The sequence below is a fragment of the Jannaschia sp. 2305UL9-9 genome (assembly GCF_041403465.1).
Classification (GTDB): domain Bacteria; phylum Pseudomonadota; class Alphaproteobacteria; order Rhodobacterales; family Rhodobacteraceae; genus Jannaschia.
The window spans coordinates 89633-115995 of record NZ_JBGEHM010000001.1 but is presented as its reverse complement, the minus strand read 5'-3'; the positions used below and the strand labels follow the sequence as shown (position 1 = coordinate 115995).

General features: G+C 61.6%; 14 protein-coding genes, 1 tRNA gene and 1 pseudogene. 11 read left to right on the top strand and 5 right to left on the bottom strand.

Annotation, left to right across the window (positions count from 1 at the left end; all coding sequences use genetic code 11):
- Window positions 1-89: 89 nt before the first annotated feature.
- The 3 genes from V6N07_RS00585 to V6N07_RS00575 are packed head-to-tail and all read left to right on the top strand — an operon-like array spanning window position 90 to window position 2163.
- Complete coding sequence (locus V6N07_RS00585; RefSeq protein WP_371153249.1) at window positions 90-569, top strand: MarR family winged helix-turn-helix transcriptional regulator; 480 nt, start codon at window positions 90-92, stop codon at window positions 567-569.
- Window positions 566-1600: a YHYH protein gene (locus V6N07_RS00580; protein WP_371153248.1), complete on the top strand. Its 1035-nt coding sequence runs from the start codon at window positions 566-568 to the stop codon at window positions 1598-1600. The genes V6N07_RS00585 and V6N07_RS00580 overlap by 4 nt, the downstream gene beginning before the upstream one ends.
- 26 nt (window positions 1601-1626) lie before the next feature.
- Window positions 1627-2163 (top strand): cytochrome b, encoded by a 537-nt coding sequence (locus V6N07_RS00575; protein WP_371153246.1) that lies wholly within the window; start codon window positions 1627-1629, stop codon window positions 2161-2163.
- 136 nt (window positions 2164-2299) lie between these two features.
- On the opposite strand, the gene V6N07_RS00570 is transcribed toward V6N07_RS00575, so the two are convergent.
- On the bottom strand, window positions 2300-2869 hold the full coding sequence (locus tag V6N07_RS00570; RefSeq protein WP_371153245.1) for a hypothetical protein: 570 nt from the start codon (window positions 2867-2869) through the stop codon (window positions 2300-2302).
- Window positions 2866-4035 carry a DUF3500 domain-containing protein gene (locus V6N07_RS00565; protein ID WP_371153244.1) on the bottom strand — a complete coding sequence of 390 codons (1170 nt, stop codon included), beginning with the start codon at window positions 4033-4035 and terminating at the stop codon, window positions 2866-2868. The genes V6N07_RS00570 and V6N07_RS00565 overlap by 4 nt, the downstream gene beginning before the upstream one ends.
- A 276-nt stretch (window positions 4036-4311) precedes the next feature.
- On the opposite strand from V6N07_RS00565, the gene V6N07_RS00560 reads away from it, so the two are divergent.
- From V6N07_RS00560 to V6N07_RS00530, 7 genes are all read left to right on the top strand, one after another.
- Window positions 4312-5502, top strand: coding sequence for a helix-turn-helix domain-containing protein (locus V6N07_RS00560; protein ID WP_371153243.1), 1191 nt, complete (start codon window positions 4312-4314; stop codon window positions 5500-5502).
- Window positions 5503-5668: 166 nt separating this feature from the next.
- Window positions 5669-6028 carry a glycine zipper family protein gene (locus V6N07_RS00555; RefSeq protein ID WP_371153242.1) on the top strand — a complete coding sequence of 120 codons (360 nt, stop codon included), beginning with the start codon at window positions 5669-5671 and terminating at the stop codon, window positions 6026-6028.
- Between the two features lie 236 nt (window positions 6029-6264).
- Window positions 6265-7149 carry an SDR family oxidoreductase gene (locus V6N07_RS00550; protein ID WP_371153241.1) on the top strand — a complete coding sequence of 295 codons (885 nt, stop codon included), beginning with the start codon at window positions 6265-6267 and terminating at the stop codon, window positions 7147-7149.
- Window positions 7146-7808, top strand: coding sequence for a hypothetical protein (locus V6N07_RS00545; protein ID WP_371153240.1), 663 nt, complete (start codon window positions 7146-7148; stop codon window positions 7806-7808). Before V6N07_RS00550 ends, V6N07_RS00545 begins: the two co-directional genes overlap by 4 nt.
- A 30-nt stretch (window positions 7809-7838) precedes the next feature.
- A complete protein-coding gene (locus tag V6N07_RS00540; RefSeq protein WP_371153239.1) occupies window positions 7839-8873 on the top strand; it encodes a serine hydrolase domain-containing protein in 1035 nt (344 codons plus the stop codon).
- Window positions 8870-9859, top strand: coding sequence for an alpha/beta fold hydrolase (locus V6N07_RS00535; protein ID WP_371153238.1), 990 nt, complete (start codon window positions 8870-8872; stop codon window positions 9857-9859). The genes V6N07_RS00540 and V6N07_RS00535 overlap by 4 nt, the downstream gene beginning before the upstream one ends.
- Before the next feature lie 563 nt (window positions 9860-10422).
- Window positions 10423-15264, top strand: a complete 4842-nt coding sequence (locus V6N07_RS00530; RefSeq protein WP_371153237.1) for a beta strand repeat-containing protein — start codon at window positions 10423-10425, stop codon at window positions 15262-15264.
- A 364-nt stretch (window positions 15265-15628) separates the two neighbouring features.
- Here V6N07_RS00530 and V6N07_RS00525 read toward each other — a convergent pair whose 3' ends face one another.
- Window positions 15629-18685 carry a DUF3427 domain-containing protein gene (locus V6N07_RS00525; RefSeq protein ID WP_371153236.1) on the bottom strand — a complete coding sequence of 1019 codons (3057 nt, stop codon included), beginning with the start codon at window positions 18683-18685 and terminating at the stop codon, window positions 15629-15631.
- A gap of 919 nt (window positions 18686-19604) precedes the next feature.
- Here V6N07_RS00525 and V6N07_RS00520 point away from each other — a divergent pair.
- Window positions 19605-24569 (top strand): RecQ family ATP-dependent DNA helicase, encoded by a 4965-nt coding sequence (locus V6N07_RS00520; protein ID WP_371153235.1) that lies wholly within the window; start codon window positions 19605-19607, stop codon window positions 24567-24569.
- Window positions 24570-25338: 769 nt separating this feature from the next.
- Here V6N07_RS00520 and V6N07_RS00515 read toward each other — a convergent pair.
- Window positions 25339-26078 (bottom strand): annotated as a pseudogene (locus tag V6N07_RS00515) (IS5 family transposase); the annotation flags it as partial.
- 130 nt (window positions 26079-26208) lie between these two features.
- A tRNA-Cys gene (locus V6N07_RS00510) sits at window positions 26209-26282 on the bottom strand.
- Between the last annotated feature and the right edge of the window lie 81 nt (window positions 26283-26363).

The window sequence follows — 26363 nt, the reverse complement described above, 5'->3', positions numbered from 1 at the left end:
ACATCCATCAAGGTTGAACACCGCAGGGCGAAGGGCCCACCAACGACGGCGATTGCCTTTCGTTAATAATTCGTATACGAACTGTCAGCATGACAACTGCTACGTTCGATTTCCATCTTCTGCTTCACTCTGCCAGCCTCGTGGAGGATGAGCTACGCAAGCGGTTGGCCCGTATGAACATCCGTCCAAGGCAGGCACGCATGATAGATGCCCTGGCCCATATGGAACCTGCGTCGCAGGTGGCCCTCGCCCGCGCTTTCGGCATCACGCCTTCCAGCATGAGCACGATGACCGCGCGTCTGATTAATGGCGGGTACATCACGCGCGAGGTCGATCCGAACGAGACGCGCAGCAATATCCTGCGCCTGACGGACCGGGGCCGCGATCTGTTGGCGGACATCCATGCCGCTTGGGGCGACATCGACGCGATGATCGTCGCCCGCTTGGGCGCCGGACGGGCCGCATCCCTGTCTGCCGTGACCCGCGACTTGCGCGATTCCCTGGGTGGCCGGGCCCCGGGCCGCAATGCCCGCACGACACCATCCAACCGACTGGAGGCCAGGACATGATCCATATCCCATCGACGCAAACGGGATCGGCTCCCCTGTCGCAAATGGCCTGTGCGGCGCTCGGCACGCTGATCCTTGCGGCGGGTCCCACCGCCGCTACCGCACAGACGCAGGATCGGTTGGCCGAGATCGCGGCGTTCTTTTCCGCTGCAGATGTCATTTCCGGCCCCGAAGTCGTGGATTGCACACTGTCGGGCGGGGCGGAGACCGAGTGCTTTTCCATCACCGTCAGCGGCAGCCCGCAGGACTACACCCCCGGCCCATGGTGCCCGACGAACATTTCGCAAGGCCCCGAAGCAGGCGGCATCTGGCTGGAAGATGGCGAAGTCCATGACGTCGATGGTGATTTCATCGCCAATCTTGCGGAGTTCTACGGCGATTCCAAATGGCAATTGTTCGATCCCGATACGGGTGATGTGCGCTATACCGGCACCCTCGAGGCCTGCGAGGCGGCGGCCCGTCCCGACGTGGCCGAGGAATACCAGAACTACTGCGTTCAATGCCTTCCCGAATACGTGTCGGACGATCGGACGCTTACCTACGTGATCCCGCTGGAGCCTGTCGCCGCCGACGCGCCCGGGCAGACGAACCGGAGCGGATCCGGCGTTGCCTACAACGGCGTTCGTCTGGACGGCCCTGCCCCGGTGGATGCCATCCTCGGGGCCTATACGATTGCCGCATTCGACGATTGCGGCGGTCATATCAACCCGCATGTCGGCTACCACTATCATGCCGTCACCGATTGCCTTGAACATAGCCCCGCCGAACCGGTCAGCGACGGCCATGGCGCCCAGATCGGTATCGCGATGGATGGCCATGCGATCATGCCGCACACGATGGCCGACGGATCACACCCCGAAGGACTGGACGCCTGCAACGGCCATGCCGAAGACGGCGGCCTGTACCATTATCATGCAGGTGCCGCCGGTTCGAACGCCATTCTCGGCTGCCTGAGCGCACAGGCGGGATGCGTCTTGGACAGTCCCGACGCCACCTGCGATGCCTCGGCAATGCGCGGCCCACGGCCCTGACCCTTCAACACCATCGGAACGCAAGCATGGTCACGATCCTCGATACGCCTGCCCGATACGGGCTGATCAGTCGCGCCCTGCACTGGGGCATGGCGGTTCTGTTCGCCGCGCAATTCGCATCCGCCGCCGCACATTGGGCGTTGCCCCGTGAAAACGCGTTGCGCGAAACTCTCTGGAGCTATCACACCACCTTGGGCACGACGCTTTTCCTGCTGGTTTTGATCCGGGGGCTCTGGGGTCTCGTCAATCTGGCAAGGCGTCCGCGCGACGTCGGGCCCGCCGGGCGCGCCGCGGCCGCAGGGCACCTTGCGATCTATGCACTGATGGTGATCGTCCCCGGCAGCCGGATCCTGGCGGCAGCAGGCGGAACACGTGGCTTCAGCTATCTTGGGGCAGAGGTCTTTCCAGCGCGCGAGGTCGAGATCGCGTGGATGCAGATCGCCGCCGAATGGCATGGAGAAATGGGCTGGATCCTCGCACTTCTGGTTCTTGGGCATGCGGCAATGGCCGTCATCTGGCACCAAATCATCCGGCGGGACGATGTTCTTCGACGCATGGCCTGACCGGCGAGGGCCGATGACAGCGAAATAGACCAACCGTTTGCCGGTTGCGGGCCGGCGGTCCTGCCCCGTGGCCCGGAACCCGATTGACCCGTGACTCGGTTCGGCCCCCGGACCACGAAGCGACCTTCGGCCCCTGCTAGTCGTCCTGGTTCAAATGCGCGTCGAATACGACCCCATCGGACGCCGCCGGAAACCCGAATACCGATAAAAGCCGCAAATTGCCGTTCCGCCCGCGCCATTGGACCATGGCGCGATGGTTGCGCACCTCGTGCATGATCGCATCATACCGAAGTGTCAGGGGGTCGGGCCCTGCCCCGCCAGCCTGAAATTCCCACTCGGTGATCACTACGGAAAAGTCCCCGAGATGATCTTCGTACGCCGGGCGAAGGCGCGCATCCCGCATCGTTTGCGGCAGAGTCCCCCCCTCACCTGACAAGGACAGATGGTCCGCCAGATAACGCTTCAGGTCATAGGCCATGTCGGCGGGCAGCTTGTCGTTGACGGGCGCCCCCTCCAGCGCCGCGAGGTCCGGGGCGGCGATCACCAGATCCTCGACAGGGAACGTGATCGTCAAATGCAGCGCATCGCCCTGCCGCTGCATCAGAAGGGTGCTGCCCGGCAGGGCATGTGCGAGGGCGGCACCTGCCCCGCAGACGATCATCGCAAGTGCCACCAGTATCGCGCGCGATGACCGCCGCAGGATCATTCCGTCTGACCGCCGTAATCGTCCGCGAGGTCACGCCATACGGAATGCGGATGGTTGCCGACCTTGCCGGTGGACTTGTTCGATTGCAGCGAGAATTCGATCCACAGGGATGGGCCATGCACCCGCACGTAATCGTCTTCGGCGCTCATCTGCGGGGTGCCGGAATAGCCGAGATACGTGTCCGCAAGTTCGGCGGTGTATCTGGCCATGTAGGCTTCGGCCTCGCGCGGCGAGATGTCGCCCACATAGGTCTCGATCGCAGCAAGCAGCAGGTCCGTCTGATCCTGATCGAGTTCGGAAACCGGCAGACCTTCGAAAGTGTCGGGGACGGCGTCATCGGCCTGAGGACCGGCGAGGATGTCGCGATAGGTCCCCTCCAGTTCGGCCGCGGCACGCTGCTCGTCGGACAGCGCGCTGAGCAGCGTGGCGAAGGCGTCCCGCTCCTGCGTGAGGGGGGCGTTCACCCGGCCATTCATCTCGAAATAGGGGAACGGTTCGACCCCGCGAAACGACGGCGTGGCCCCGGCCAGCGCCCCGTCCACGTAGGTGTTGGCAAAGGCCATGTGGTGGCCGCCGTAGTACAATTCCCAAGTGCCTGTCGCGGCCGGTGTGCCGAGGAACGCGAACTTGGTGTTGTAGGACGAATAGCCTGCCTTGTAGTCCGTGCTGACGGTGTTGATGTAGTCGTCCGCATTCAGCGTCTGCACCATTTCGTCGAAGCCTTCGTCGACCTCGCCGCTCGTGGCTTCCAGCATGATCGCCTTCACGAGGCCGCGCTGCTTCGTGTTCAGCTCGCCCAGCAGAACGCCGGGACGTTTCGGAAAGGCCCCTGCGGGAAGGTTGCTCCAATACTCGGCAACGGTGCGGGAATAGTCCACCTGCAGGTTTTCCATGATGTCATCGGAAACATCCGCCTTCAAAAGGTCGATCAGGCACAGCATCCGGTCGAAGCCCGGCGTTTCGCCACAGTCCCCCGCGCTGCCCGGGATTGGAACGCTTCCCATCTGTGTGCTGGTGTCCCCCATTCGGGCCTGCAACGCTTCGCTGATGGCCTGATCCTCTTCGGACATGGGTGGCGGGCCGTCATGTGCGTCCTGCGCGAAGGCGGTGGTTGTCAGAACAACGGCCAGCGCCGTGCCCCCGATCAGCGTGACGTTCGTGGACATTGCTCGCCTTTCATGTGGTGTCTCGCAACGGATCATACCGCTTGCGTGACCCAGCGGAAACCCGTTTGGGTTGATCCAGTGGCAGGCGGTTTCCCGGCATTGTCCCTCGATGCGCAAGGGCACCGACCGAATGGCGCCATGGCCCCGCAGCAGCCTGTCAGGCCACCCCCACGAACCGTTCACGACATCGCATTGCGCACCCCATCAACCCGGCCCGTTTTCGTTTCTTTGAAATCGAACCCGGACGTTGTATGGCGGCGGCGGAGCCTGTTGCCGATGCAAATTCACCAGAACCTCTATTGGGAACATCTTGGCCTTGCCGGCGCGCTTGCCGTGTCGATCTTCGTCCTTCTGGGCCTGATCCTCAGACTGCAAGACACGCCCCCGCCCCGCATGCATATCTGGGCGATGATCGCGTTCTTTGCCGTCAATATCTGTGACGGCCTCAATGCGTTCGCTTATTCGGATACGTTCAACGGCCCACCGGCGCTGCATCGCTGGAACGATGTCATCATTCCGGGCTTCATGGTCGCGCTCTATTTCTACGTGCGGGCACTCACCAGCGCGGCGCCGAGGCTGGTTCGGTCGGATCTGATCCATGTCCTGCCTTTTCTCGCCGGGTTTCTGTGCCTTGCGCCGACGCTCGTTCTGCCCGGCGATGTGCGGCTTAGCCTTGCCGGGGGTGTCATAACCGATGGGCATCGCGCCGCCATTGACATCGGGGAAACAGTGTTCTGGATCGTCTGGGTCCTGACCCTCGTCGTCTACGGCGCGATCAGCGTCCGTCGCCTGATCCTTCACAAACGCAACATCCGCGACGTCTTCTCGGATCTCGAGGGCAAGACCCTGCATTGGCTCGATGGCCTTGTCGCGGCCATCCTGATCATCGCCCTGATCGTCATTGCCGACGAGGTTGGACAATTGCTCGGGCGGCGGCCGTTGCGCGATGGCGTCTGGTCGATGGTCTTCGACGTCGTCATGCCAATGTCATTCGGCATCTTCGCATTGCGGGCGAATCCGCCCCTGCCCGGATGGACCGAAGCCGTTCTGGCGGATGAACCGGACGCGCGCCAACCTTCCGTGCAGGACGATCCGCCGTCACGCTATGCCCGGTCCGGCCTGACGAAGGCGGACATCGACCGCTACGCCGCGCGGCTCGAAGCGCGGATGGCGGACGGACGGCTGTGGCGTGATCACGGGCTGAACCTGCGAGGGCTGGCGTCCGAAATCTCAATCCCGCCGATCCACCTGTCGGAGGTGCTGAACACGAGGGTCGGCATGTCGTTCTACGACTACGTGAACCAGTGCCGCATCCGTGACGCCTGCGATCTGCTGATCAACAGCAACGACACCATCATCGAGATCAGCGAGACTGTCGGCTTCAACGCGAAATCCACCTTCAACACGAGTTTCAGGAAAGTCACCGATCAGACCCCGTCCCAATGGCGCGCGATGCATAAGCCCTAGCGGGATCTGCGCCGTCCAAGGTTCGGTCCAGCTTGTTCGAACGTGCGGACCAGCCTGTCCGGTCGCGGCGGATATCGGGCACCCGCTAACCCTTTTCACACGACCGCTGCACCGCCGAGATCATTCGGCGGGTTCAGCGGCCAGCAGTTTGAAAAGGACAACCCCCATGAAATACCTGATCCTGATCCCGGCAATTCTATCCGTTGCGGCCTGTGCCGACAGCGGCGCCAATTATCGCCCCGTTCTCGACGGTCAGCCCACGGCCGCTTTCCAATCCGATCTATCGGCCTGTCAGACCCTGGCCCGCAACCAGGGCCAGTTCGACCGTGAAACCCTTGGCGCGACCGTGATGGGGGCCGGCGCCGGCGCCGTTCTGGGCGATATCGACGATGAAGGCGACGCGTTGGGCGGTGCAATCGTCGGCGCCCTTGCCGGGGGCGTCGCCGGTGCGGCCAATGCGAGCGAGCGGCGCGAAGCGATCGTCGTCGAATGCCTGCGTGGTCGCGGTCACCCGGTCGTCGGCTGATACGGCAACGCCATGGCTGACATTCTTCGCCTTCGCGCGGGGCGCTTCACCGCGCTCCACCAACTCCTCACAGGGGCAGCCCGGCCCGCGCCGACCAAGCCCCGGACCGGATCGGACCAGACGGGAATGGACGTCGAACCTCCGACGCACACCCCTGATCGTCCGACACCTGCACATATGGGCGCCCATCCGGTCGACCCTTTTGCAACGATAGCCGCAACACCGGAGGAAGATCGATGAAACGCATCTTCATAGCAGGGGCGACAGGATACCTGGGACAATTCCTGTGCCACGAATACCGGGCCCGCGATTGGCATGTGACGGCCCTTGTCCGAAGAAAGAGCCGTCACCTCGACCTGGCCGCAGACCGGATCGTCGAGGCCGAAGCGACATGGCCGGAATCCCTGACGGGCGTGATGGAGAACATGGACGTGGTGGTTTCCGCACTGGGCATCACGCGACAGACCGATGGGGTCGGATATTGGGACGTCGACTATCAGGCCAATGTGAACCTGCTGGACGAGGCCTTGCGCAGCAAGGTTGCGCATTTCGCGTTCGTCCATGTCCTCAATGCGGACCGGATGGAAATGGTGCCCCTCGTCGCGGCAAAGGCGGCATTCGTGCGCAAGCTCCGGACCGCGCCTATCGCATCGACGGTCATCGCGCCCACGGGGTACTTCTCGGACATGGCCGACTTTCTGAACATGGCGAAGGCTGGCCGCGTCTGGCTGTTCGGAAACGGACAGCACAGGATCAATCCGATCCACGGCGCCGATCTTGCCACGGCAATCTTCGAGGCGGTCGCAAGGGGCGCCGACAGCGCGGACGTTGGCGGGCCCGAGACGTTCACCCAAGCGGACCTTGCGAGACTGTGCTTTGCCGTCTTGGACAAGCCATCCCGTATCATCTACTTGCCCGACACCCTGCGCCGCCTTGCGCTGCGGTCCCTGCCATGGATCGCCCCTCGCCGGATCGCGGGGCCTGCCCAGTTCTTTTTGACGGCAGGCGGGATGAACATGACCGCCCCGCCGTCAGGCACGCGCAGACTGGCCGATCATTTCAGGTCACTGGCAGAACAGGCGCATCGATCCCCGCAAAGACCTGCCGGAGGCGAACCGTGAGACTCCAGAAGCTCGGGGGTATGGCAGGCCTCGCCTGCGCGGCAACCTATCTGTTCGGCTTTGTCGTCCTCGTCACATTGCTTGCCCCCTTGGGCTTTGGAACGGCGGGCGTCGATCCGCGGGGTGTCGTCGCATTCATCGAAACCGACGCAGCGCTGCTGATCCTTTGGAACAGCGTCATCTACATCGTGAACGCGCTGGCCCTGACCGTCCTCGTCCTTGCGATCCATGCGCGATTGCGCGCCCGCACGCCGGACTGGGCGGATGTCACACGCGCGCTTGGCCTGATCTGGGCCACCCTCGTGATCGCGGCCGGGATGATAGCCAACGTCGCCGTGGAACGGGCGGCGTCTCTTGCACCGACGCAGTTCGATCGCGCCGTGATGCTTTGGGAAACCATGCATGCGGTGGAACTGGGCCTTGGCGGGGGCAATGAAATCGCCGGGGGCGTCTGGATCGGCTGCGTAAGCCTTGCCGGATGGATCGGGCGCAGCCTTGGCAGGATTGTCATCGGCATGGGACTGCTGACCGGCACGAGTGGGATGCTGACCCTCGTCCCGGTGCTTGGCGATGTGACCGGCGCAGTGTTCGGGCTGGGTGCGATTGGGTGGTTTGTCGCGATTGGCCTTACACTTATCCGGCCACGGAACGTTGCCTGAGGGGGTTTGGCAAAGGACGGGATCGAAACCATGACGCTTGATCGACACTTGCAGGCCTTGATCGACAGGGAATGCGCCAAAACCGATAGCCACGGCATTCTCCTCCGCGTGCAATCCGGCGATGGCCGTGTGAATTTCAAAGGCAGTGCCGGCGATGCGACGCCAGACATCCGCTGGCCGATCGCGAGCATTACCAAGATGTTCACCGCTACGCTGATCGTGCAACTGGCCGCAGAGGGCGAGGTCCGGCTGGATCAGGCGGTCCATGGCATCCTGCCGGACGTGGATCTCTCGGGGCTGCATGTGATGAAGGGCGTGGATTTCGGTCCAACCCTGACGGTCCGCCACCTGTTGCACCAGACCTCGGGCCTTGCGGACTACTACGAAGGCGACCTTGCCGGTGATCTGAAGATGGGACGGGACCGCAGCTATGGGCTGCAGGATGTGCTGCGGATGACGCGCGCCCTGCCCCCTCAGGCCGTGCCGGGCAATGGACGCTCCCATTATTCCGATACGAATTATCAGCTTCTTGGCGCGGTGATCGAGCGTGTGACCGGTCAGAGCTTCGATGACGCCCTGCAATCGCGCATCTGTGGACCGTTGGGCCTGTCCCGCACCGAGGTGCTGAGCGGAACGGATTATGGCCTTCCCGTCTACCACGGGGATCGATTGCTGCAGATCCCGATGATCCTTGCCAGCATGTCGGCGGACGGGGGCATCGTCTCCACGCTTGACGAGATGATGATATTTCTGCGCGCCTTCATGAGGAATGAGCTTTTCCCCCGCCAGGCCGCCAACCAGATGCGGCAGTGGAACAGGCTGTTCTTCCCGATCCGGTATGGCCACGGCCTGATGCGGATCAAGCTTCCTCTCTGGACGACGCTGATGCGCGGAACACCCGAATTGATCGGGCATTCCGGCGCCAGCGGTTCCTTCGCCTACTACGCGCCGGAACCAGACATCCATCTGGTCGGAACGTTCAATCAGACCGACGCGCCAAGGCGACCTATCGGCTTCATGTACAAAATCCTCCGCCTCGTCGCAGACTACGGGGGCCGGGCATGAAAACCGCCCTGAGATGGATTGCAGGCTTGATGGTCGGCTCGGCCCTTCTTGCGCTCGTGATGTTTCTGGCCACGCAAGGTGACTACCGCGTGGCGCCTCTGGTGACGGATGATGCGACCTTGTCGTCGGAAACCCTGGCGGGCACCCGACTGCACATGCGGATGGTCCGCGGGCCGGAACACGCGCCAACGATCATCGTGCTCCACGGCGGTCCGGGCGGGGATTTCCGATCGCTGCAGGCGCTGGATGCGTTGGCCGACCGGTACCACGTGGTATTCTATGACCAGCGTGGCGCGGGACTGTCCGAGCGTGTCGCAGCAAACAGGCTGACCCTCTCGGGATACCTCGAGGAACTGGAGGCCGTAATAGAGTTCGGTTCACCCGAACAGCCCTCGATCCTCATCGGCCATTCCTGGGGGGCGATGCTGGCCACGGCATACCTTGGCCGGAACCCTGACGCAGTTCGCGGTGCCGTATTGATCGAACCCGGTTATCTCGATGCCGATGGGCGAGATGCATGGGAGGTCGAGGCGAAACGCTATATGTCCGGGCCGCGCTATATCCGGCAGGCCATCGCCACGGGGTTTCGCGCACAGCATGTATCCGGCCCGGATGCCGCGGCGCCCGAGGATTATCTGGTCGGTCAGATGGTGAAGGCGTTCACCAATCATCCCGACAATCCCTATCACTGTGGAAGCGGGTACACAGCGCCCGACTGGCGGTTCGGAGCACTTGCCAGTCGTACGTGGCGCAACGCGCTCCCCACCGAGGTCGATCAGCTCGGGACGAACGCCGCAAAATTCGAAGGCCCCGTCCTTCTGCTTGCCGGTGGGTGCGATGCATGGCTCGGGCCGCTTCAGACACAGCACCTCTCCCGCTTCGAAAACGCCGATCTGGTGACCATTCCGGGGGCCGGACATGACCCTGTCTGGGACGCGCCCGAGGCGACACTTGCCGTCATCCGGGCCTTTCTTGAAGCAGACTGACCGATTTTGGCCGCGCGATACCCTGAAATGCGCTGTCCGCCATTTCGGGCGAGCGTCTTTTTACGACGTGCACAGACCGACGATAGGGCCAAAACCTCGCGCCTGTCGTTGCGTCGGCCAGCGCGGTGCCGGGTCACCCTGATACCGGGGCTGCACGCTCTGGCTATCGGCACACTGCTGGAACGGACGACGCGCGCCATCTTGCCGGTGCAGCCGGGACGAACCTGCCGGATCCTTCTGCCCCCCCCCGCACCGACACCGAACCCGTGACCTGCGGACAGGTAAGGTATTCCACCACAGACGCTATGGCGGCCTCGTGATACCGAGTGATGTGTAAGGCAGTCGCTTTCAATCGGGGAGGTTCTCTTGATCGCCTTGTAGACTTGCTTTGGGGGCAATTTTCGCCCCCGGCGAAAGCAAGGCAAGGCCCGGACGGTGTCTTTGTCGCACCTGTCTTTGTTGAATTTTCTCGATCGATCACCCGAGACCCGCCCGTCGCGGCGGGCCCGGCATCAACAATTCCAAGTCCGTCATTTCTGGCCACGCTTTTAAAGGAGAATATTATGTCTACCCCTGTAGTTTGGAGCCCGTCCTTCGATGTGAACCTCGGAGCGGGCACGACCGGCATACAAGGCAATCCGAAGATCATCGGCCTGTCCAACGGCAACATCCTCGTCGCCTACGAATCCAGCTCTGGCGGGACCATCGGCAGCGGCGCGAACGCTGACATCATCGGCAAGATCTACGATCGCCAAGGTTTCCTCGTCCGCAACGAGTTCCAGATCAATTTCGACTACAACATCGACAACGAACGCGACTTCACGATCGCCGCCACGAACGATGGCGGGTTCATGATGGCCTACATGGACGACGACACGAACGGCACGGCCACCCGGGTCGTTCTGGAGCGTTTCGACGACAGCGGCGATCATCTCCAGTCGCGGACCATCGCCTCCGAAGGTTCGAACGCAAACCTCGGAGAGCCCAAGCTGGTCGTCGATCAGACCGACAATTCCGGGTTCGTGACTTGGCAGGAGCGTACGGCCGGGTCCGACGAAAACATCAGGGGCGTCCACTTTACCACCCCGAACGCCACGACAATCTCGACCGGATCGATCTTCGACGCCGCCCAGAACTCATCCGACTACGACCGCGACCACGAAACCGCGCTGCTGACGAACGGCGAGTTGGTCGTGGTCTACGAGGAACAGGACGGCGGCACGCAGTCGATGGAAGTCCGGATCTTCAATTCCTCCGGAGCGGTCGCGCACTCGAACCTGTCGGCCCTTCCCTCCGGTGTGACGGGCAATCCGCAGGTCGCAGGCCTGCGGAACGGCAACTTCGTCGTCATCTGGGAGGATAGCGGAGACATTTTCGGTCAGATCTTCAACGCATCGGCGTCCACCGTCGGCGCCCGGTTCGATATCGAGACGGGATCGGACAACGTCAACGAAATGCGCGTCGTGGCCCTGCCCGGCCCGGCATCTGGCGATTTCGTCGTCGTCTGGGACGACGACACCGACGACCGGACCGAGATACGGCAATTCAATTCAAACGGCACCTTCGACGGCAATCAGGTCAGCAATGTGCTCAACGGCGCAGGGACGCAGACCGATATCGGCGTCACGGTCGACGGCCGCATCCTGCTGACGCATGTGTCGGAAGCCGACTCGGAGATCAACGCGGCGATCTACGACTCGCGCAACGCGCTCGACATTGACGCCTCCGACTATTCCAGCACACCGCGCAACTTCCTGACCGGCACCGATGTCACCGGCAAACAGCAGGCGTCCGATTTCGACGGCAACAGCCTTGCCAACGCCTTCTACGGGCAGAACGGCAACGACACGATCGACGGCTTCGGCGGCAACGACACGTTGATCGGCGGCGGCGGCCAGGACAGCATCAGTGGCGGCAACAACGACGACTCCATCAGGGGCGGAACCGGCAACGACACGATCAGTGGTGGTTTCGGAAACGACACGCTGGTCGGCGACACCGGCAGCGACACGGCCGATTACTCCTACTCGGTCGTTCCCGGAGGCCTTGTGCTGTTGTCGCAGTGGAACATCGACCTCGGCGCCGGTTTCAACCCGGGAAGCGCGACGTTCAGCAACGTGATCGGAGTGGGCGAGACCGACCAACTTTTCACGTTCGAGAACCTGATCGGCTCGGGCTGGCGGGACGTGGTGAACATCCAAGGCCAGGACAATGCCACCAACCGGATCGAGACGGGCAATGGCAACGACGAGGTCATCACCAATATCCTGACCATCAACAATGACTACCTCGATGGCGGCGACGGGATCGACACGCTCGTCGTCAGAGACGATTTCGCGGCCACCGTGGTCTACGATCTCGAAGATGGCGAAGCGAGGCTCAACGGCACGAAGACCGCAGACATCCTGAACTTCGAGAACATCGAAATCATGGGATCGGAGCAGGTCTTCGGGACGTCCGGTGCGAACAACATCCTCGTCAACGACAACTTCTCTTCCGACAACGTGATCGAGGGTCGTGGCGGCAACGACACCATCCAAGGTGGCAACGGAAACGACCGCATCGATGGCGACGGCGGGAACGACCTGATCCTCGACGACATGGACGGTGGCGCGTCGACCATCAATGGCGGCTCAAACACGGACACTCTCGACCTGTCGGGCGCCGATGCGGGCGTGACTGCCGACGCTTCGACCGTGACCTCGCGGGAGGCCGGGAACACGACGACCCTTGAGTTGAGCAGCATCGAGAACTTCATCGGCACCGACTTCGCCGACGAGGTCACCGAAGAAACCACGGGCGGCGGCTTCAATGGAATCGAACTGGGCGGCGGCAACGACACCCTGAACGCCACGGCCAACGGAACGCTCGACGATTTCGACGGCGGTGGCGGCATCGATACCTACGTGGAAGTGTCGGACTTCAGTCGCAACCTCGACCTTGAGAACGAGGAAGGCGGGGGCGCGGGCAACCCTACTCTCATCAGGCTCGCCAACTTCGAGAACGTCGTGGGCGGTGGCGGTGACGACACCATCACCGGCACCGACGGAGGCGGTAACGTCCTCGACGGGGGCGACGGCAACGATGAAATAGACGGCCTTGGCGGCGACGACACCATCGTCGCGAGCACCGGCAAGGACATATACAACGGCGGTGACGGCACCGACGTCGTGACCTATGCGTCCTTCTCGCAGGGCGTCATGATCAATCTGGAGAACGATACCGACCCGCAGGAGAGCCCCGGCGTCGCGGCCAACCATACGCTGACCGGCATCGAGAACGTGATCGGCTCCACCGGCAACGACACGCTGTCCGGCACGGGGTCCTCGAACGTCCTGAACGGCCTGCAAGGGAACGATCTGTTCGTGGCGACCGGCGGTGCCGACACCTATGACGGCGGCCTTGGCAACGACACCGTCGACTACTCCGCATTCTCGGGTGCCATCACCGTCGATCTCGGGATCCAGGCGCAAGGCGGCGGAGGCGCGGCAAGCAACGACACGCTGATCGAGATCGAGAACGTGATCGGCACCCGCGGCGATGACACAATCACTGGCAACGCGATGGACAATGAGCTTGACGGCGACCGTGGCAACGACAGCCTCGACGGTGGCGAGGGCAACGACACGCTCGTCGCCAGCAGCGGCGCGAACATCTATGTCGGTGGCGGCGGAATCGATGTCGTCGATTATTCGGCCTTCACCGGCGGCGTCACGGTCGACCTCAGCACCGTCGCCCAAAGCGGCAGCGGCGCTGCCAGCAACGATGAATTGAGCGGCATCGAGAACGTCATCGGTTCCGCCGGAGCCGACCGGCTGGAGGGCGATGGCGGCGATAACCTCCTCGACGGGTTCAATGGCAATGACACGCTCATCGCGACCGGAGGGGCCGACACCTATGTGGGCGGCAACGGGATCGACATCGTCGACTATTCGGTGTTCTCGGGGGCGATCACCGTCGATCTGAACCTCACGGCCCAGGGCGGCGGAGGTGCCGCCAGCAACGATACGCTTGTCGAGATCGAAGGCGTGGTCGGAACCTCCGGCGACGACACCATCACCGGCGATGCCCTCGGCAACGTTATCGATGGCGGCGGTGGAAACGACAACCTCGACGGTCGCGGTGGCGACGACACGATTATCGCAAGCACGGGCGCCGACACATATGACGGCGATGCCGGCGTCGACATCGTGGATTACTCGGCCTTCTCCGGGGCGATCACCGTCGATCTGAACATCGCGGCACAAGGCGGTGGCGGCGCAGCCAGCAACGACGTGCTCATTGATATCGAAGGCGTCGTGGGCACGTCCGGCAACGATATGCTTACCGGTGACGGAAATGCGAACAGCTTCGATGGCGACGGAGGCGACGACACCATCGACGCCGGCGGTGGCGACGACATCATCATCGCCAGCGGCGGTATCGAGGTCTATGACGGCGGCTCGGGTTCCGATACGGTCGACTATTCCGGGTTCACGGGGGCGATCACGCTAGACCTCGGTGTCACCGCGCAAAGCGGCTCCGGGGCCGCCGGCAACGACTCGCTGACCGACATCGAGAACGCGATCGGCACGCAGGGTGGCGACGTCCTGACCGGCACGTCGGATGACAACCGGCTTGACGGATCCGGCGGGGACGACACCATCGTCGCGACCGGGGGGGCTGAGACCTATATCGGAGGCAGGGGTCTGGACATCGTCGACTACTCGGCGTTCTCCGGGGCCATCACGGTCGACCTCAACATCGCCGCGCAGGCAGGTAGCGGTGCGGCAAGCAATGACACGCTCGAGAGCATCGAGGGTATCGTGGGCACCTCAGGCGACGACTCGCTCATCGGCGATGGCGAGGCGAACGTCCTAGACGGATCAAGCGGCGACGACACCATCGATGCCGGTCGTGGTAACGACACCATCGTCGCAAGTGGAGGGACAGAGACCTATGATGGCGGCGCAGGGTCCGATCTTGTTGATTATTCGGCCTTTTCCGGTGCCATCTTCCTCGATCTGGCCGTCCAGGCGCAGAGCGGAGGGGGCGCGGCGGGTAACGACACGCTCATCGACATCGAGAACGCGATCGGCACCAACGGGAACGACACGCTTTCCGGCAATGCCGAGCAGAACTTCCTCGACGGCGATGACGGCGACGACCTGCTTACCGGGCTGGGCGGTTCGGATACGTTCCACTTCGACTCCGGCGATGGCGCTGACACGGTCACCGATTTCGCCAACAACGTTGACATGATCGAGTTCGACAACTTCTCCGGCTTCACCGACGAGGCGGCTTTCATCGCAGCCTTCGCAAGCCAGGTCGGCGCCAACGTCGTGTTCGATTTCGGCGGTGACGGAATGCTCACCGTGCTCAACACGACGATCGGTCAGGTGGACGACGACATCGTCCTTGTGTAGCACCAACCACCGGCGGAAGGCGCTTTCGCCTTCCGCCGGCGCAGGAACGTCACGCTTCGACAGAGGCGCGGCGGTTCTAATACCAGAAGACCATCCGGCCCGACATCTCCTGCGCAGCTTTGCCTTAAGTTGCCGCTTCGGGTGCCCGTCTTGCGCCTCCACGTCCCCCACAGCCCGATCGGCGCCGGGCCCTTCCGCACCCGGAGAAAAATGGCCCGAAAACGCCGGCGTTATCGGTTTCCTTGGGACCACCGCGCTGCGTTGGGTGCCCTGCTACAGCTAAACTTGAGGTTGGCTCCACCGGGAGTGACCCGCAGCGCCGAGCGCCAGGCTGCGCGCTCGCGCGACTCCTTCGTCGGCTGGCTCAGCCCATTCCAAACAGTCTGCGCAAGCCTGTGGGTAATGGCTCCGAAAGGTCGAGTTGCACGGTGATTGGGGCCTCGCCTTCCCAACCGTCAAATCGGACTGATCCTGCATATCGGAAAGGCGCCGCGCGGCCATCGCGGAGCTTCGATTTGCGGACGAAGAGGTGCATGGACCAACCCGGTTCCTCCCCACAGATGATCCGCCCGCGGACGCTGTTCCTCCGTGTGCTCGTTTGGGTCTGCCATACGAAGCGGGTAGGACTGATGAATTTGTCGGCATAGTGGTCGCCGACGGACATGCTTGTCTTGTCCATCGTCACAAGCAGCACCATGGCTTTGGCATTCGGAATGACGACAATGCCGGAATTCCAAGAGCCTGTGTTGAACACTGCGCCAAAGAGTGGCGGGATGCGGTCGCGAGGATATTCCTCCCAGATCCGGGGGGCGGTAGCAGGAGGAGAGAGGGGCCTGCCCGGGGCCTCGGCGGCCTCGGAAGGAAGGCTTGTTTCCTGCTCATCGTATGTCAGGCTGCGGGTTTGCAAGTAACGAAGCAACCGCCAGTCGACGAGTTCCAAAGCAAGATTGGCAAGGGCGGCGTCGCCGTGGTCATCTAGTGTGGTCTCGAATACGCCCGGGCTGGACTGGAACCACTTGGTCTCGCTCAAAAGCTTCAATGGATATTTCGTGAGCATGGCCCGAACAGCCTGAAGGTCGTCCGGGTCGACGCTGATATCCGCCTGAATTTCTGGATTTCGCTTGGCGAGGCGAGCAACGCGCTCAGCAAGAGCTTTGAGAGAGACGCGCCCCGGGAAGGCTCCGGATTCGATCATGCCGCGCAGCGCCAGCATTTTGTAACTGCGCGTCATGGGAGTTGCTTCGATCTCGTCGAGCAGAGCCTTGTGGGAAGTCCACGCCGCATGGTCGGTACCCGCAAGATCGCCCATGTCGTTTACGAAGCCAAGCCATCCAGCGTGCCCGGTACGGCCCGGATTGAAGCCCGCATGTTGGACCTCCGACGCTGTTGGACGGACGCCATGCCGATCCCGGAAATCGCGGTAGAAAGCCGTCAGTTCCTCGCCGTCCCGGGGCTGGCGGATCAACGATTTCAGGATGTCTAGGGCTTCGAGATCATAGGTGACTTCGCAACCTGCAGGGAATCTCATCTCATGGCGCTCGAATTTTTCGAGTGCCATACGAAGTGCACCTTCACCTGCGCCGATTTGGAATAGGGTACGCGCCTTGGTCAGGAAGATCCGATGGTTGCCAATGTAGTCGATCACGGCAAGGTGAGTCTTTTCGGCGGAGCGGCGAAGGCCGCGGCCAAGTTGCTGGAGCCAGATCACGGGGCTCTCCGTCGGGCGCAACATCAGCACGGTGTCGATCGACGGCACGTCCACGCCTTCGTTGAACATGTCGACGGCGTAGACAATGTCGAGGTCGCCATCTTCGAGGGCTTTGAGAGCGCTGGCGCGCGGGGATGACGTTTTGCCGGAATGGACAGCAACAGCGCGCAATCCCCGCCCCTGCGAGAACTCGGCCATAAAATCAGCGTGGCGGCGGGAGACGCAGAAGCCGATAGCCTTCTTGCCACCGCGCCGGGCCAATTGATCAAGGGCGTTTTCTGCGCGCGCCTGCGTAGCGACGGCCAAGGTCAACGCGGCCTCGTCGAACTTGCCGCTGCGCCAGGGTATTTGCGCATACTCCACAGGGTCTGGCACACCGAAGTATTTGAACGGGGCAAGAAGCTCGCGGTCGATGCCGGACCACAGGTCACATTCGTAGACGAGGTTTTCCTCGCAGAGTCCCAGAAGGTCGCCGCCATCGCTGCGGTCTGGTGTCGCGGTCAAGCCCAGCAGGAACTTCGGGGTGAAATGGTCGATGATCCTGCGGTAGGTCGCTGCGGCGGCATGGTGGAATTCATCGACGACAACGTAATCGAAGGCGTCTGGCGCGAAGCGTCGCAGGTGCTGGTTGCGGGAAAGCATCTGAATCGAGGCAAAAAGGACATCCGCGTCGAAATCCTTCGCGCCCCCGCCGAACCGACCGAGGCGTGCCTTGGGTCTTACAGCGCGGAAAGCCTCCATGGCCTGGGTTAAGATCTCTTCGCGATGGGCGACGAAGAGAATGCGTGTGGCCGGCTGGCTATCGAATGCGGCTAGAAAAGTCTTGCCAAGTCCGGTGGCAAGCACGACCAAGCCGGCGCGATACCCCTTGGCGCGCGTGGTAGCCAAAGCGTTCAGGGCTTCCCTCTGGATGCCGTGGGGCTTCGGCGCATCTTCCGGCGTCTCTTCCGGAACGCCGGAGCGCATCGGCATGGGGGTGACCCGGCGGGTCTCATAGCTGTCGATCCATTCCCCTGAGAGTTCTGTCACCTCCGGCCGCACGAGCAGGTCCTCGAAAGCTTTGCGGGCAGCGATCAGGGGGACCGCGTCCGACCGATCGAAGTGGCGGAGGTTCCATTCTACACCTTCGGTCAAGGCCGAACGGGAAAGGTTCGATGAGCCGACAATCATGGCCCCGGCTCCATCGGCAAAAGAGAACATCCAAGCCTTAGGATGAAACGGGATGCGGGCAGCTCGAAAAACGTAAAGCTGTCGGTCGCGGTCCAGATCCTCCATCAGGCGCAGTGCAGTCGGCTCGGTCACGTCGAGGTAGTCGCCCGTGAGCAACCGGAGCCGCCCACCACGTTCCAACAGGTCACGCAAATGAGGCAGGACCAAACGCGCCCCCGAGGCCATCAGAAAGGACACGGCCAAGTCGACAGACTGCGCCTGGTCGATCAGGGGGCGCAGGTGAGCGTGCAGTGCATCCGTGCCGCCGGAAATTAACGGTCGATCATGTGGCGCGCCAGGGATAGGACTGAAGGCAGTAGAGGGGACATCCAACCGGATATGGAAGTGTTCGGCGGTTTCGATAAGCTTGACGGGTGCCGTGCCACTGCCCTCCTCCAAGAGAGCCTGGGCTGGCGTGATGCGCGCAACAAGTGCGGCTTGTTCGGGCTCCGAGAGGTCGCGCCAACGGCTTACATGGCGCCGTGGCGCGAGGATGATGCTCATTCCATCTCGGATCAGGATGGTTTTAGCATCGCACTCAACAATCTTTTCGATAGATGGCGCGCAGCATAGGCAGGATTGTTTCGGCTCAGGCCGAGTTATTTCGGAGGGCACTCGTCAGGCTTTTCTCGTTGAGGCATTGAGCCGTAGGTCGATTTTTCTATCCGGACTGCGGACTTCACTCCGCCAGATTTCAACCTGCCGGAGCGACGGGCATTCATCCAGGAGCGCCGCAAAGGATTCCTCGGTCATGTCGGTAAATTGTCGCGCTGCCTCTTGCCGCTCGCCGATTTCAATCTTGAACGAGACATACAGAGCCTCCGCAGGGACCAGATGGTCTGCAAGCCTTCGTATGACTTCCGACAAGTCGCTGCGCGCGACGTAAGGATGCGAGCGCTGCCGGTATACGTTTTCGGAACCGCGGCAAGAAATCTATTGCGAAGGGACCGCATAACGACATTTTGAGTGTCTTTCACATACTTCTTGGCGTTCGTGTCGTAAAATTTACTCATATGAACTTTAAAAAGTTTATCTGCCGCGATCTTTTCATCGCAATTCCAGAGGATTGCCGGGCTCGCGCAGGTTATTGACCATCGACTTGGAATGTTTGTGAGGCTTTCATAAATCTGACCATGATTGCGATCTTTCATTCTGAGTAAGTGCCTTTGCGAACACAGGTGTTGTGGTCAGCGCCATCAGATACTGTGTCATGCTTGACCACGCCAGGCTAAGGGTTTCAGATAAGCTATTGATATAAGAGCTCAACCGGTGCCCCCTGCTACAGGCCGTCAAACAACCTGATCCGTTACTCGCGCAATGCCTGTCTGTCGATCTTGAGGTCGATCCAAAAACAGCGCGCGTATTTGACCTGGCAGCAGTGCGCTGTGATGGTCGGCCTGCATTGAAATGCCACAAAGGTGATATGGCGGTCGCGCTGGATCGGTTGGAGGCAGACATTGGCGATGTCCGGCATCTCATTGGACACAACATCCTGCGGCATGACCTGCCGCATTTGTCGGCTATGCGGCCAAGGCTGACGCAGCTTGCCGAAGCGCCGATCGACACCCTCTGGCTCAATCCATTGGCCTTCCCGCGCAACCCGTATCACCACCTCGTAAAGCACTACCATGACGGGCGGCTTCTGTCGGGCCATGTCAACGATCCGGAGGCAGACGCGCGGCTTGTGTTCGACGTGCTGGAGAATCAACTTGGTGCCTTCCGCGCACTGAACGCAAAGGCGCCGGATACCGTCGCCGCCTACCATTACCTGACGACGCGTGGCGAACAGGATCAGGGTTTCGGCGCCGTGTTCGGGCATGTCCGTGGCGCTGGCGTGCCCTCTGCTGATCAAGCCCGACAAGCGCTGTCGAGGTCGCTGGAAGGTGAGGCCTGCCGCACAGCGGTGCGGCACATGCTGGATCAGTTAGGCGCGCCGCGGACGGGCTGGCCGTTGGCTTATGCGTTGGCGTGGATCTCGGTCGCCGGGGGCGATTCCGTCATGCCCCCGTGGGTCAGAATGCAGTTTCCGGACGCCGCACGTATGGTGAAACGCCTGCGTGACACGGCCTGCGATGCTGCGGACTGCCCCTGGTGCCGCGATAAGAGCGATCCCGTAAAGGCGCTCTCACGCTGGTTCGGCTTCGACGGTTTCCGGCCGACGCCCACCGATGCCGATGGCCGCCCGCTGCAGGAACGCATCGTCGACGAGGGCATGCGTGGCAAGAGCCTGCTGGGCATCCTGCCCACCGGGACGGGCAAATCTGTCTGTTACCAGATTCCGGCACTGGCGAAGTTCGATCGGACCGGTGCGCTTACGGTCGTGATCTCGCCGCTCGTCGCGCTGATGGCCGACCAGGTCGCGGGAATGGAACGAACAGGCATTTCCTCCGCGGTTACCGTTAACGGAATGCTCTCATTGCCCGAGCGTCAGGACGCACTCGACAAGGTCCGCATGGGCGAGGCCGCGATGCTCCTGATCTCGCCCGAGCAGTTGCGCAGTGTTTCCGTGCGATCCGTTCTCAAGCAGCGCGAAATCGGCCTGTGGGTTCTGGACGAGGCGCATTGCGTATCGAAATGGGGGCACGATTTCCGGCCCGACTATCGCTACATATCACGTTTCATTCGTGAAACGGCGGGCGATGAAGATCCGGCCCCGGTGATCTGCCTTACCGCCACAGCAAAGCCGGAAGTGGTGCGAGATATTCGCGACCATTTCCATCAGAGGCTTGGAACTGAGCTGTTGCTGCTGGACGGCGGCGCATCGCGCACGAACCTGAGTTTCGAGGTGCGATCGACCGGCAAGCGGACGAAGCTGGCCGACATTCTGGACGTCATCGAACAACGTCTTCCGGCCGAGGGAGCCTCTGGCGCCGTAGTATATTGCGCGACGCGCAAGGCGACAGAGGAAGTCGCGGAGTTCCTGCAGCAACAGGGCCTGTCGGCGGAGCGATACCATGCCGGCCTGACACCCGATGAGAAGAAGACCATCCAGGAACGGTTCCGGGTGGGCGAGCTGCGGGTGATCGCAGCCACCAACGCCTTCGGCATGGGCATCGACAAACCCGATATCCGGCTGGTGGTACACGGCGACATTCCCGGCTCGCTCGAAAATTACCTACAAGAGGCCGGGCGCGCTGGACGGGACCGTGCTCATGCCAATTGCGTGCTGCTCTACGCATCGGACGATGTGGAGCGGCAGTTTCAACTCACCGCGCGGTCGCGGCTCGACCGACGCGAGATCGGGGCCATTCTGAAGGCTGTGCGGCGCATGGATGCCCGGACGCGCAGCACGGGCACCGTTGTCGCCACCCCTGGCGAGATCGTCCGACAGGAACACGACCGCGAATTCCAACGTGAAAGCGCCACGGATGACACGCGGGTCAAGACCGCAATTTCATGGCTGGAGGAGGCCAAGCTCCTGTCTCGCGAGGAAAACCGCGTGCAGGTCTTTCCGTCGTCGCTGCGGGTACGCAACATCGACGAGGCGGGGTCGCGAATGGAGAAGGCGCAGATCACCGGGATGCGCCGGACGCAGTTGATGGACATTGTCCGCCATCTGATGAATGCGCCCCCTGACGAAGGCATTTCCACTGATGAGTTGACCGGCGCAAGCGGACTGACAAGCGGTCAGCTGACCAAAGCTTTGGCTGACCTTGAATCCCTCGGTATCGCGCGGAATGACACGGCGGTAACTGTCTTTGTGCACTCCGGAGTTACGGACGATTCGCGCAAACGGCTAAGACAGGCAACACAGCTAGAAACAGACCTGATCGCAGTCATGAGGGAAGAAGCGCCTGACGCGGAAGATGCGGTCAGCACGCCTTTCAACCTGCAACTGGCCAGCCAGAAGTTACGTGATCAGGGTCATAGCCACGTCCGCCCCGACGTCGTTGAGAAGCTACTACGCGGCATGGCGCGCGACGGCCGCGACCTTGACGGTGGCAAGGGCAATGTGCGCCTGCGAAAGGCCTCTCGCGACACGCTGTTCGTAGCTCTGCAACGGTCTTGGTCGGTCTTGGACCAGTCGGCCGTGCTGCGCCGGCAAGCCGGTGCAGCGCTGGTGGAGCACCTGTTGGGGCGGCTTGAAAAAGGCCAGCGGGGCAAGGATCAGCAGGTGGAAACCACCTTGGGAGACATGCTGGCAACCTTGACGGGCGATGCTTTGCTCCGAGGTCAGGTCAAAGAAATGACCCGGCTGATGGACCGCGCGCTTCTCTGGCTGCACGAGCAGGAAGTGGTCGCACTTGGTAAGGGCCTCACCGTGTTTCGGCCCGCGATGACGGTTCAGCTTGCGCCCGGCAAGACGCAGTTCCTGGTCAAGGATTTCGCGCCATTGCAGGAGCACTATGACGAACAGACAGTACAGACCCATGTAATGGCAGCCTACGCGGAAACGGGGTTGTCCTCGATGCCGGATGCCATCCGCTTGACGGAAGATTATTTCGCCCTCGACCAAGAAGGGTTCATGGGCCGCTGGATGAAAGGCAAGACGACCGAAGTGAAGCGGCAAACGACGGGGAAGTCGTGGCAGAATGTCGTCGAGGCCCTCGGCAATCCCGTCCAGCAAAAAATCGTCGCCGACGATCGGGACGCAACCAACGTGCTCGTCCTTGCTGGCCCGGGTTCTGGCAAGACACGGGTGTTGGTCCACCGCATTGCCTACCTGATCCGCGTCCGGCGCGAAGACCCGCGCAGCATTCTTGTCCTGAGCTACAACCGCCACGCTGCGGTGGAGATCCGGGCGCGTCTTCGGCATCTGGTGGGGGACGAAGCATTCGGTGTGACGGTGTCGACCTGTCATGCGATGGCCATGCGGCTCGTGGGCGCCAGCTTTGCCGGGTCGCAGGCGCAGAGTCGGGACTTTGACGGTATCGTCGTGGAGGCGGTGCGCCAGTTGAACGGCGAAGGACTAAGCAAGGCCGAAGCAGAGGCGCAGCGCGAGACGCTGATCCAAGGGTATCGTTGGATCCTCGTGGACGAATACCAAGACATCGGCCCAGAGGAATACGCCCTGATCGCCGCCGTTGCTGGACGGACGATCGATGACGAGGACATGAAGCTAAGTCTTTTTGCGGTGGGTGATGACGATCAGAACATCTATGCCTTCGCCGGGGCGTCGATCAAATTCATCCGACAGTTCGAGCAGGATTACCGGGCGAAACCCGAATTTCTCATCGAAAATTATCGCTCCACGCATCATATCATCGAGGCCTCAAACACAGTGATCGCCGGCGCCGGTGATAGGATGAAGCTAGGTCATGACATTACCATCGACCGAAAGCGCCGGAAGAACACACCGGGCGGTGTAATGGAAACCTGTGACCCTGTGGGGCATGGTCGGGTGCAGCTTCTTCAATGCCCGCCCGGGGATCGGATGCAGGCCATCGCCGCGGTGAGTGAGTTGCAGCGTCTGGCGGCTTTGCAACCTGGCTGGAACTGGTCCCGCACGGCCATCATCGCGCGAAACTGGAAACAACTTGCCCCGGTGCGCGCCTTTGCCGAGGCGCAGGAGATCCCGGTTGAGATGGCCAATGAGAGCCTGCCGAGCCTCTGGCGCTTGCGCGAGATGCGGCAATTCATCGACCGCATAAGCCGCGACCGGGCTCGCGTTCTGGGCGTGACGGACCTTTTGGATGTCGTGAACCGCATGAAGCGCAATCGGTGGACCAACTTGATCGCAGAAGGCATCGCCGCGCTGGCCCAGGAGATCAACACCGGGCAGGTTTCAGTTCCCGATCTCGTGGAGTGGTTCGGTGAATGGGCGCGTGACGCACGAGGTGAGCAGCGGGGGCTGTTGCTGATGACGGCGCACCGAGCCAAAGGGCTCGAATTCGACGACGTGGTGATTCTGAACGGTGGTTGGGAAAGGCCATCTCGAAAAGAGGATCTCGATGCGCCGCGCCGGCTGTTTTACGTCGCAATGACGCGCGCCAGGCGCAGCCTTGCGGTAATGACTCAGGGTCCACATGCATTCGTTCCGGCAAACGGCGACAACATTTTGCGCAGGCACGCCACGCTGCCCGATGCGCGGGATCTGCCGCCGGATCGAACATATCTGATGCCCGATATGAGCCAGGTGTTCATTGATTGGGCGGGTCGTTTGCGTAGTGGAGATCGCTGTCTCACAGCGATCGCAGAGTCACACGTAGGCGATAGCCTCGCTTTGGTGAAAGATGGGGCGCGTTGGTCGGTCCGGGACTTGCATGGGCACACGTTGATCATGATGAAAGGCGGATGGGATGTCCCTAATGGACAGCGTGTCGTTTCCGCAGAGGTCGGCGCAATTGTCAGTCGCCACGCTCATGAAAGCAGCGAAGAACACCGATCCAAGCTTCGGCGCGATACTTGGGAAGTCGTTCTGCCGGAGATCGTGTTGGAAGCCTGCTGAGTTTGCATCTTCAGCGAGGTGATCGGTTTTTGCGGATATGGTCAGGAATCATGCGCCATAAAACGGCAACTGCGCCGTCTCGGCATCGTCCGTCCCGGCTGAGACGTGCGCCTGCGCAGCTGCATCGACGTCACTACGACTTTAGTCAATTTGCACGCTATGCGCTCTCGTTTTCTAAGGCGAACATGAACGCGCTGTAGGATGCGCTGCCGCCCGGGCTTCGGCAAGGTGGCTAGCCAGTCAAGCAAAGATAGCCGAACAAAACTTTCCGACGGGTGTCGCTCTTATAGCTCTGCACGGCATTGTTGCAGAAGTCGGCCTTCGAGCATTCGGCACCTTTTCCCAGGTGGCTTTATCCGTCGCAAACGATCTGAGCCGTATCGAGGTCTGAGAAGCGGTTCATGTGAGCTACTCCGCGAAATTCGGACACTGGCATAAGCTATGATTTGCAGTCGGCTGATCTTCGACGGAAAGCGTATCATAGATGTCGAAACGGAAGCAGCACGCGCCAGATTCCAGTCCAAGGTTGCGCTAGAAGCGCTGTAAGGCGAGGATTGGAAGGACCGTCGCGACAGTGGCGCGGCGTAAGCCCGAACAACGCCGCCGAGCTGGCAAGCCGGTTCGGGGTGTAACTGACGATAATGCAACAATGGAAGCAAGCCCTGCTTGAAGGCGCCTTCGGTGTGTTCGAACGCGGGAGCCGTATACACCAAATCCTGTTGAAGAGATGGGTAGTAGCTCAGTACCCACTGAACAATTTTTAATCTGGCCTACCGAAGCGTTGCGAGGCGCGCGAAATCTCGTTTCGCGCTTTGGCGGCGGAGCCATCCTCTTTCCACCTTCGCCCGTTCCACCGGACTGGTATGATTGCCTCGACATCTAGTGCGATGATGGCAGAGTTGCATCTGCGCGTGTCGTAGGCGCCGTCGGCGGTTACCGTGCCTATCTCTTCGGCTACGGGGATCTGATCAAGCCGGTCCGACAGGACCGGGCTGTCGCCAACTCGACTAGGGGTGAACTTCACTGCCCGGATATCAGAAGTGCTGGTGTCCATGGCCGTATGCAGCGTGCGACATTGACGTCTGCGGCTGATGCCGTACTTGCGAACCGACCACTTGCCGTCGCCGAGAAATTTGATTCCTGCACTATCCACCAGCAGGTTCAGCGGGTCGTCAACACTGCGGTAGGGAATTGGACCGCCAACGTCTTCTGGCGTCGACACAACGTGCTGTAGTCTGGCACGGTCCAGTCGAGACCTGCCATCTTCGACAGGCTGCCAATCATCCCAGAAGTCTGGCGAAGGGGTAGGCCAAATAGACCCTTCACACTCAGGCAGAAGCGGATCGCTGCACCGGAAGCTACCGCGGGACAACCGCGCTTGCCGGACTTTTTTGCAAACCAAGCCATGTCTCAGTCGAACCAAACCAAAAGCGAACCACGCTTCCGAACTGATACGTTGTAACTGGACCAATTCGTGGTTCGATAGCGGGAAGTGCCAGGCTTCGGCAGGATGCCGATCAAACCTACCGAAGTCGCGATGTGAGTCCTGGTACGACCTAATGCAACAACACCTATTTTCTCAACGAAAACAGAGAGCCGATACGGCTTAGATTGCAGGGAACTATCAGAAAAGGGGTGATGGAGGCGAGTACCGGAATCGAACCGGTGTACACGGATTTGCAATCCGCTGCGTAACCACTCCGCCAACTCGCCGCGCTGGTGGTGTGTCCCTTTAACCCCCTCCTGCACGGCCCGCAAGCGCCTGTTGCCGGAATGACATTGCGCGGGAGCGTC

What these genes read in the sequence shown, in the direction of transcription:
- V6N07_RS00585 (WP_371153249.1), top strand. Translation starts at nt 90, where the DNA reads ATGACAACTGCTACGTTCGATTTCCATCTTCTGCTTCACTCTGCCAGC.
- V6N07_RS00580 (WP_371153248.1), top strand. Translation starts at nt 566, where the DNA reads ATGATCCATATCCCATCGACGCAAACGGGATCGGCTCCCCTGTCGCAA.
- V6N07_RS00575 (WP_371153246.1), top strand. Translation starts at nt 1,627, where the DNA reads ATGGTCACGATCCTCGATACGCCTGCCCGATACGGGCTGATCAGTCGC.
- V6N07_RS00570 (WP_371153245.1), bottom strand. Translation starts at nt 2,869, where the DNA reads ATGATCCTGCGGCGGTCATCGCGCGCGATACTGGTGGCACTTGCGATG.
- V6N07_RS00565 (WP_371153244.1), bottom strand. Translation starts at nt 4,035, where the DNA reads ATGTCCACGAACGTCACGCTGATCGGGGGCACGGCGCTGGCCGTTGTT.
- V6N07_RS00560 (WP_371153243.1), top strand. Translation starts at nt 4,312, where the DNA reads ATGCAAATTCACCAGAACCTCTATTGGGAACATCTTGGCCTTGCCGGC.
- V6N07_RS00555 (WP_371153242.1), top strand. Translation starts at nt 5,669, where the DNA reads ATGAAATACCTGATCCTGATCCCGGCAATTCTATCCGTTGCGGCCTGT.
- V6N07_RS00550 (WP_371153241.1), top strand. Translation starts at nt 6,265, where the DNA reads ATGAAACGCATCTTCATAGCAGGGGCGACAGGATACCTGGGACAATTC.
- V6N07_RS00540 (WP_371153239.1), top strand. Translation starts at nt 7,839, where the DNA reads ATGACGCTTGATCGACACTTGCAGGCCTTGATCGACAGGGAATGCGCC.
- V6N07_RS00535 (WP_371153238.1), top strand. Translation starts at nt 8,870, where the DNA reads ATGAAAACCGCCCTGAGATGGATTGCAGGCTTGATGGTCGGCTCGGCC.
- V6N07_RS00530 (WP_371153237.1), top strand. Translation starts at nt 10,423, where the DNA reads ATGTCTACCCCTGTAGTTTGGAGCCCGTCCTTCGATGTGAACCTCGGA.
- V6N07_RS00525 (WP_371153236.1), bottom strand. Translation starts at nt 18,685, where the DNA reads ATGAGCATCATCCTCGCGCCACGGCGCCATGTAAGCCGTTGGCGCGAC.
- V6N07_RS00520 (WP_371153235.1), top strand. Translation starts at nt 19,605, where the DNA reads ATGGCGGTCGCGCTGGATCGGTTGGAGGCAGACATTGGCGATGTCCGG.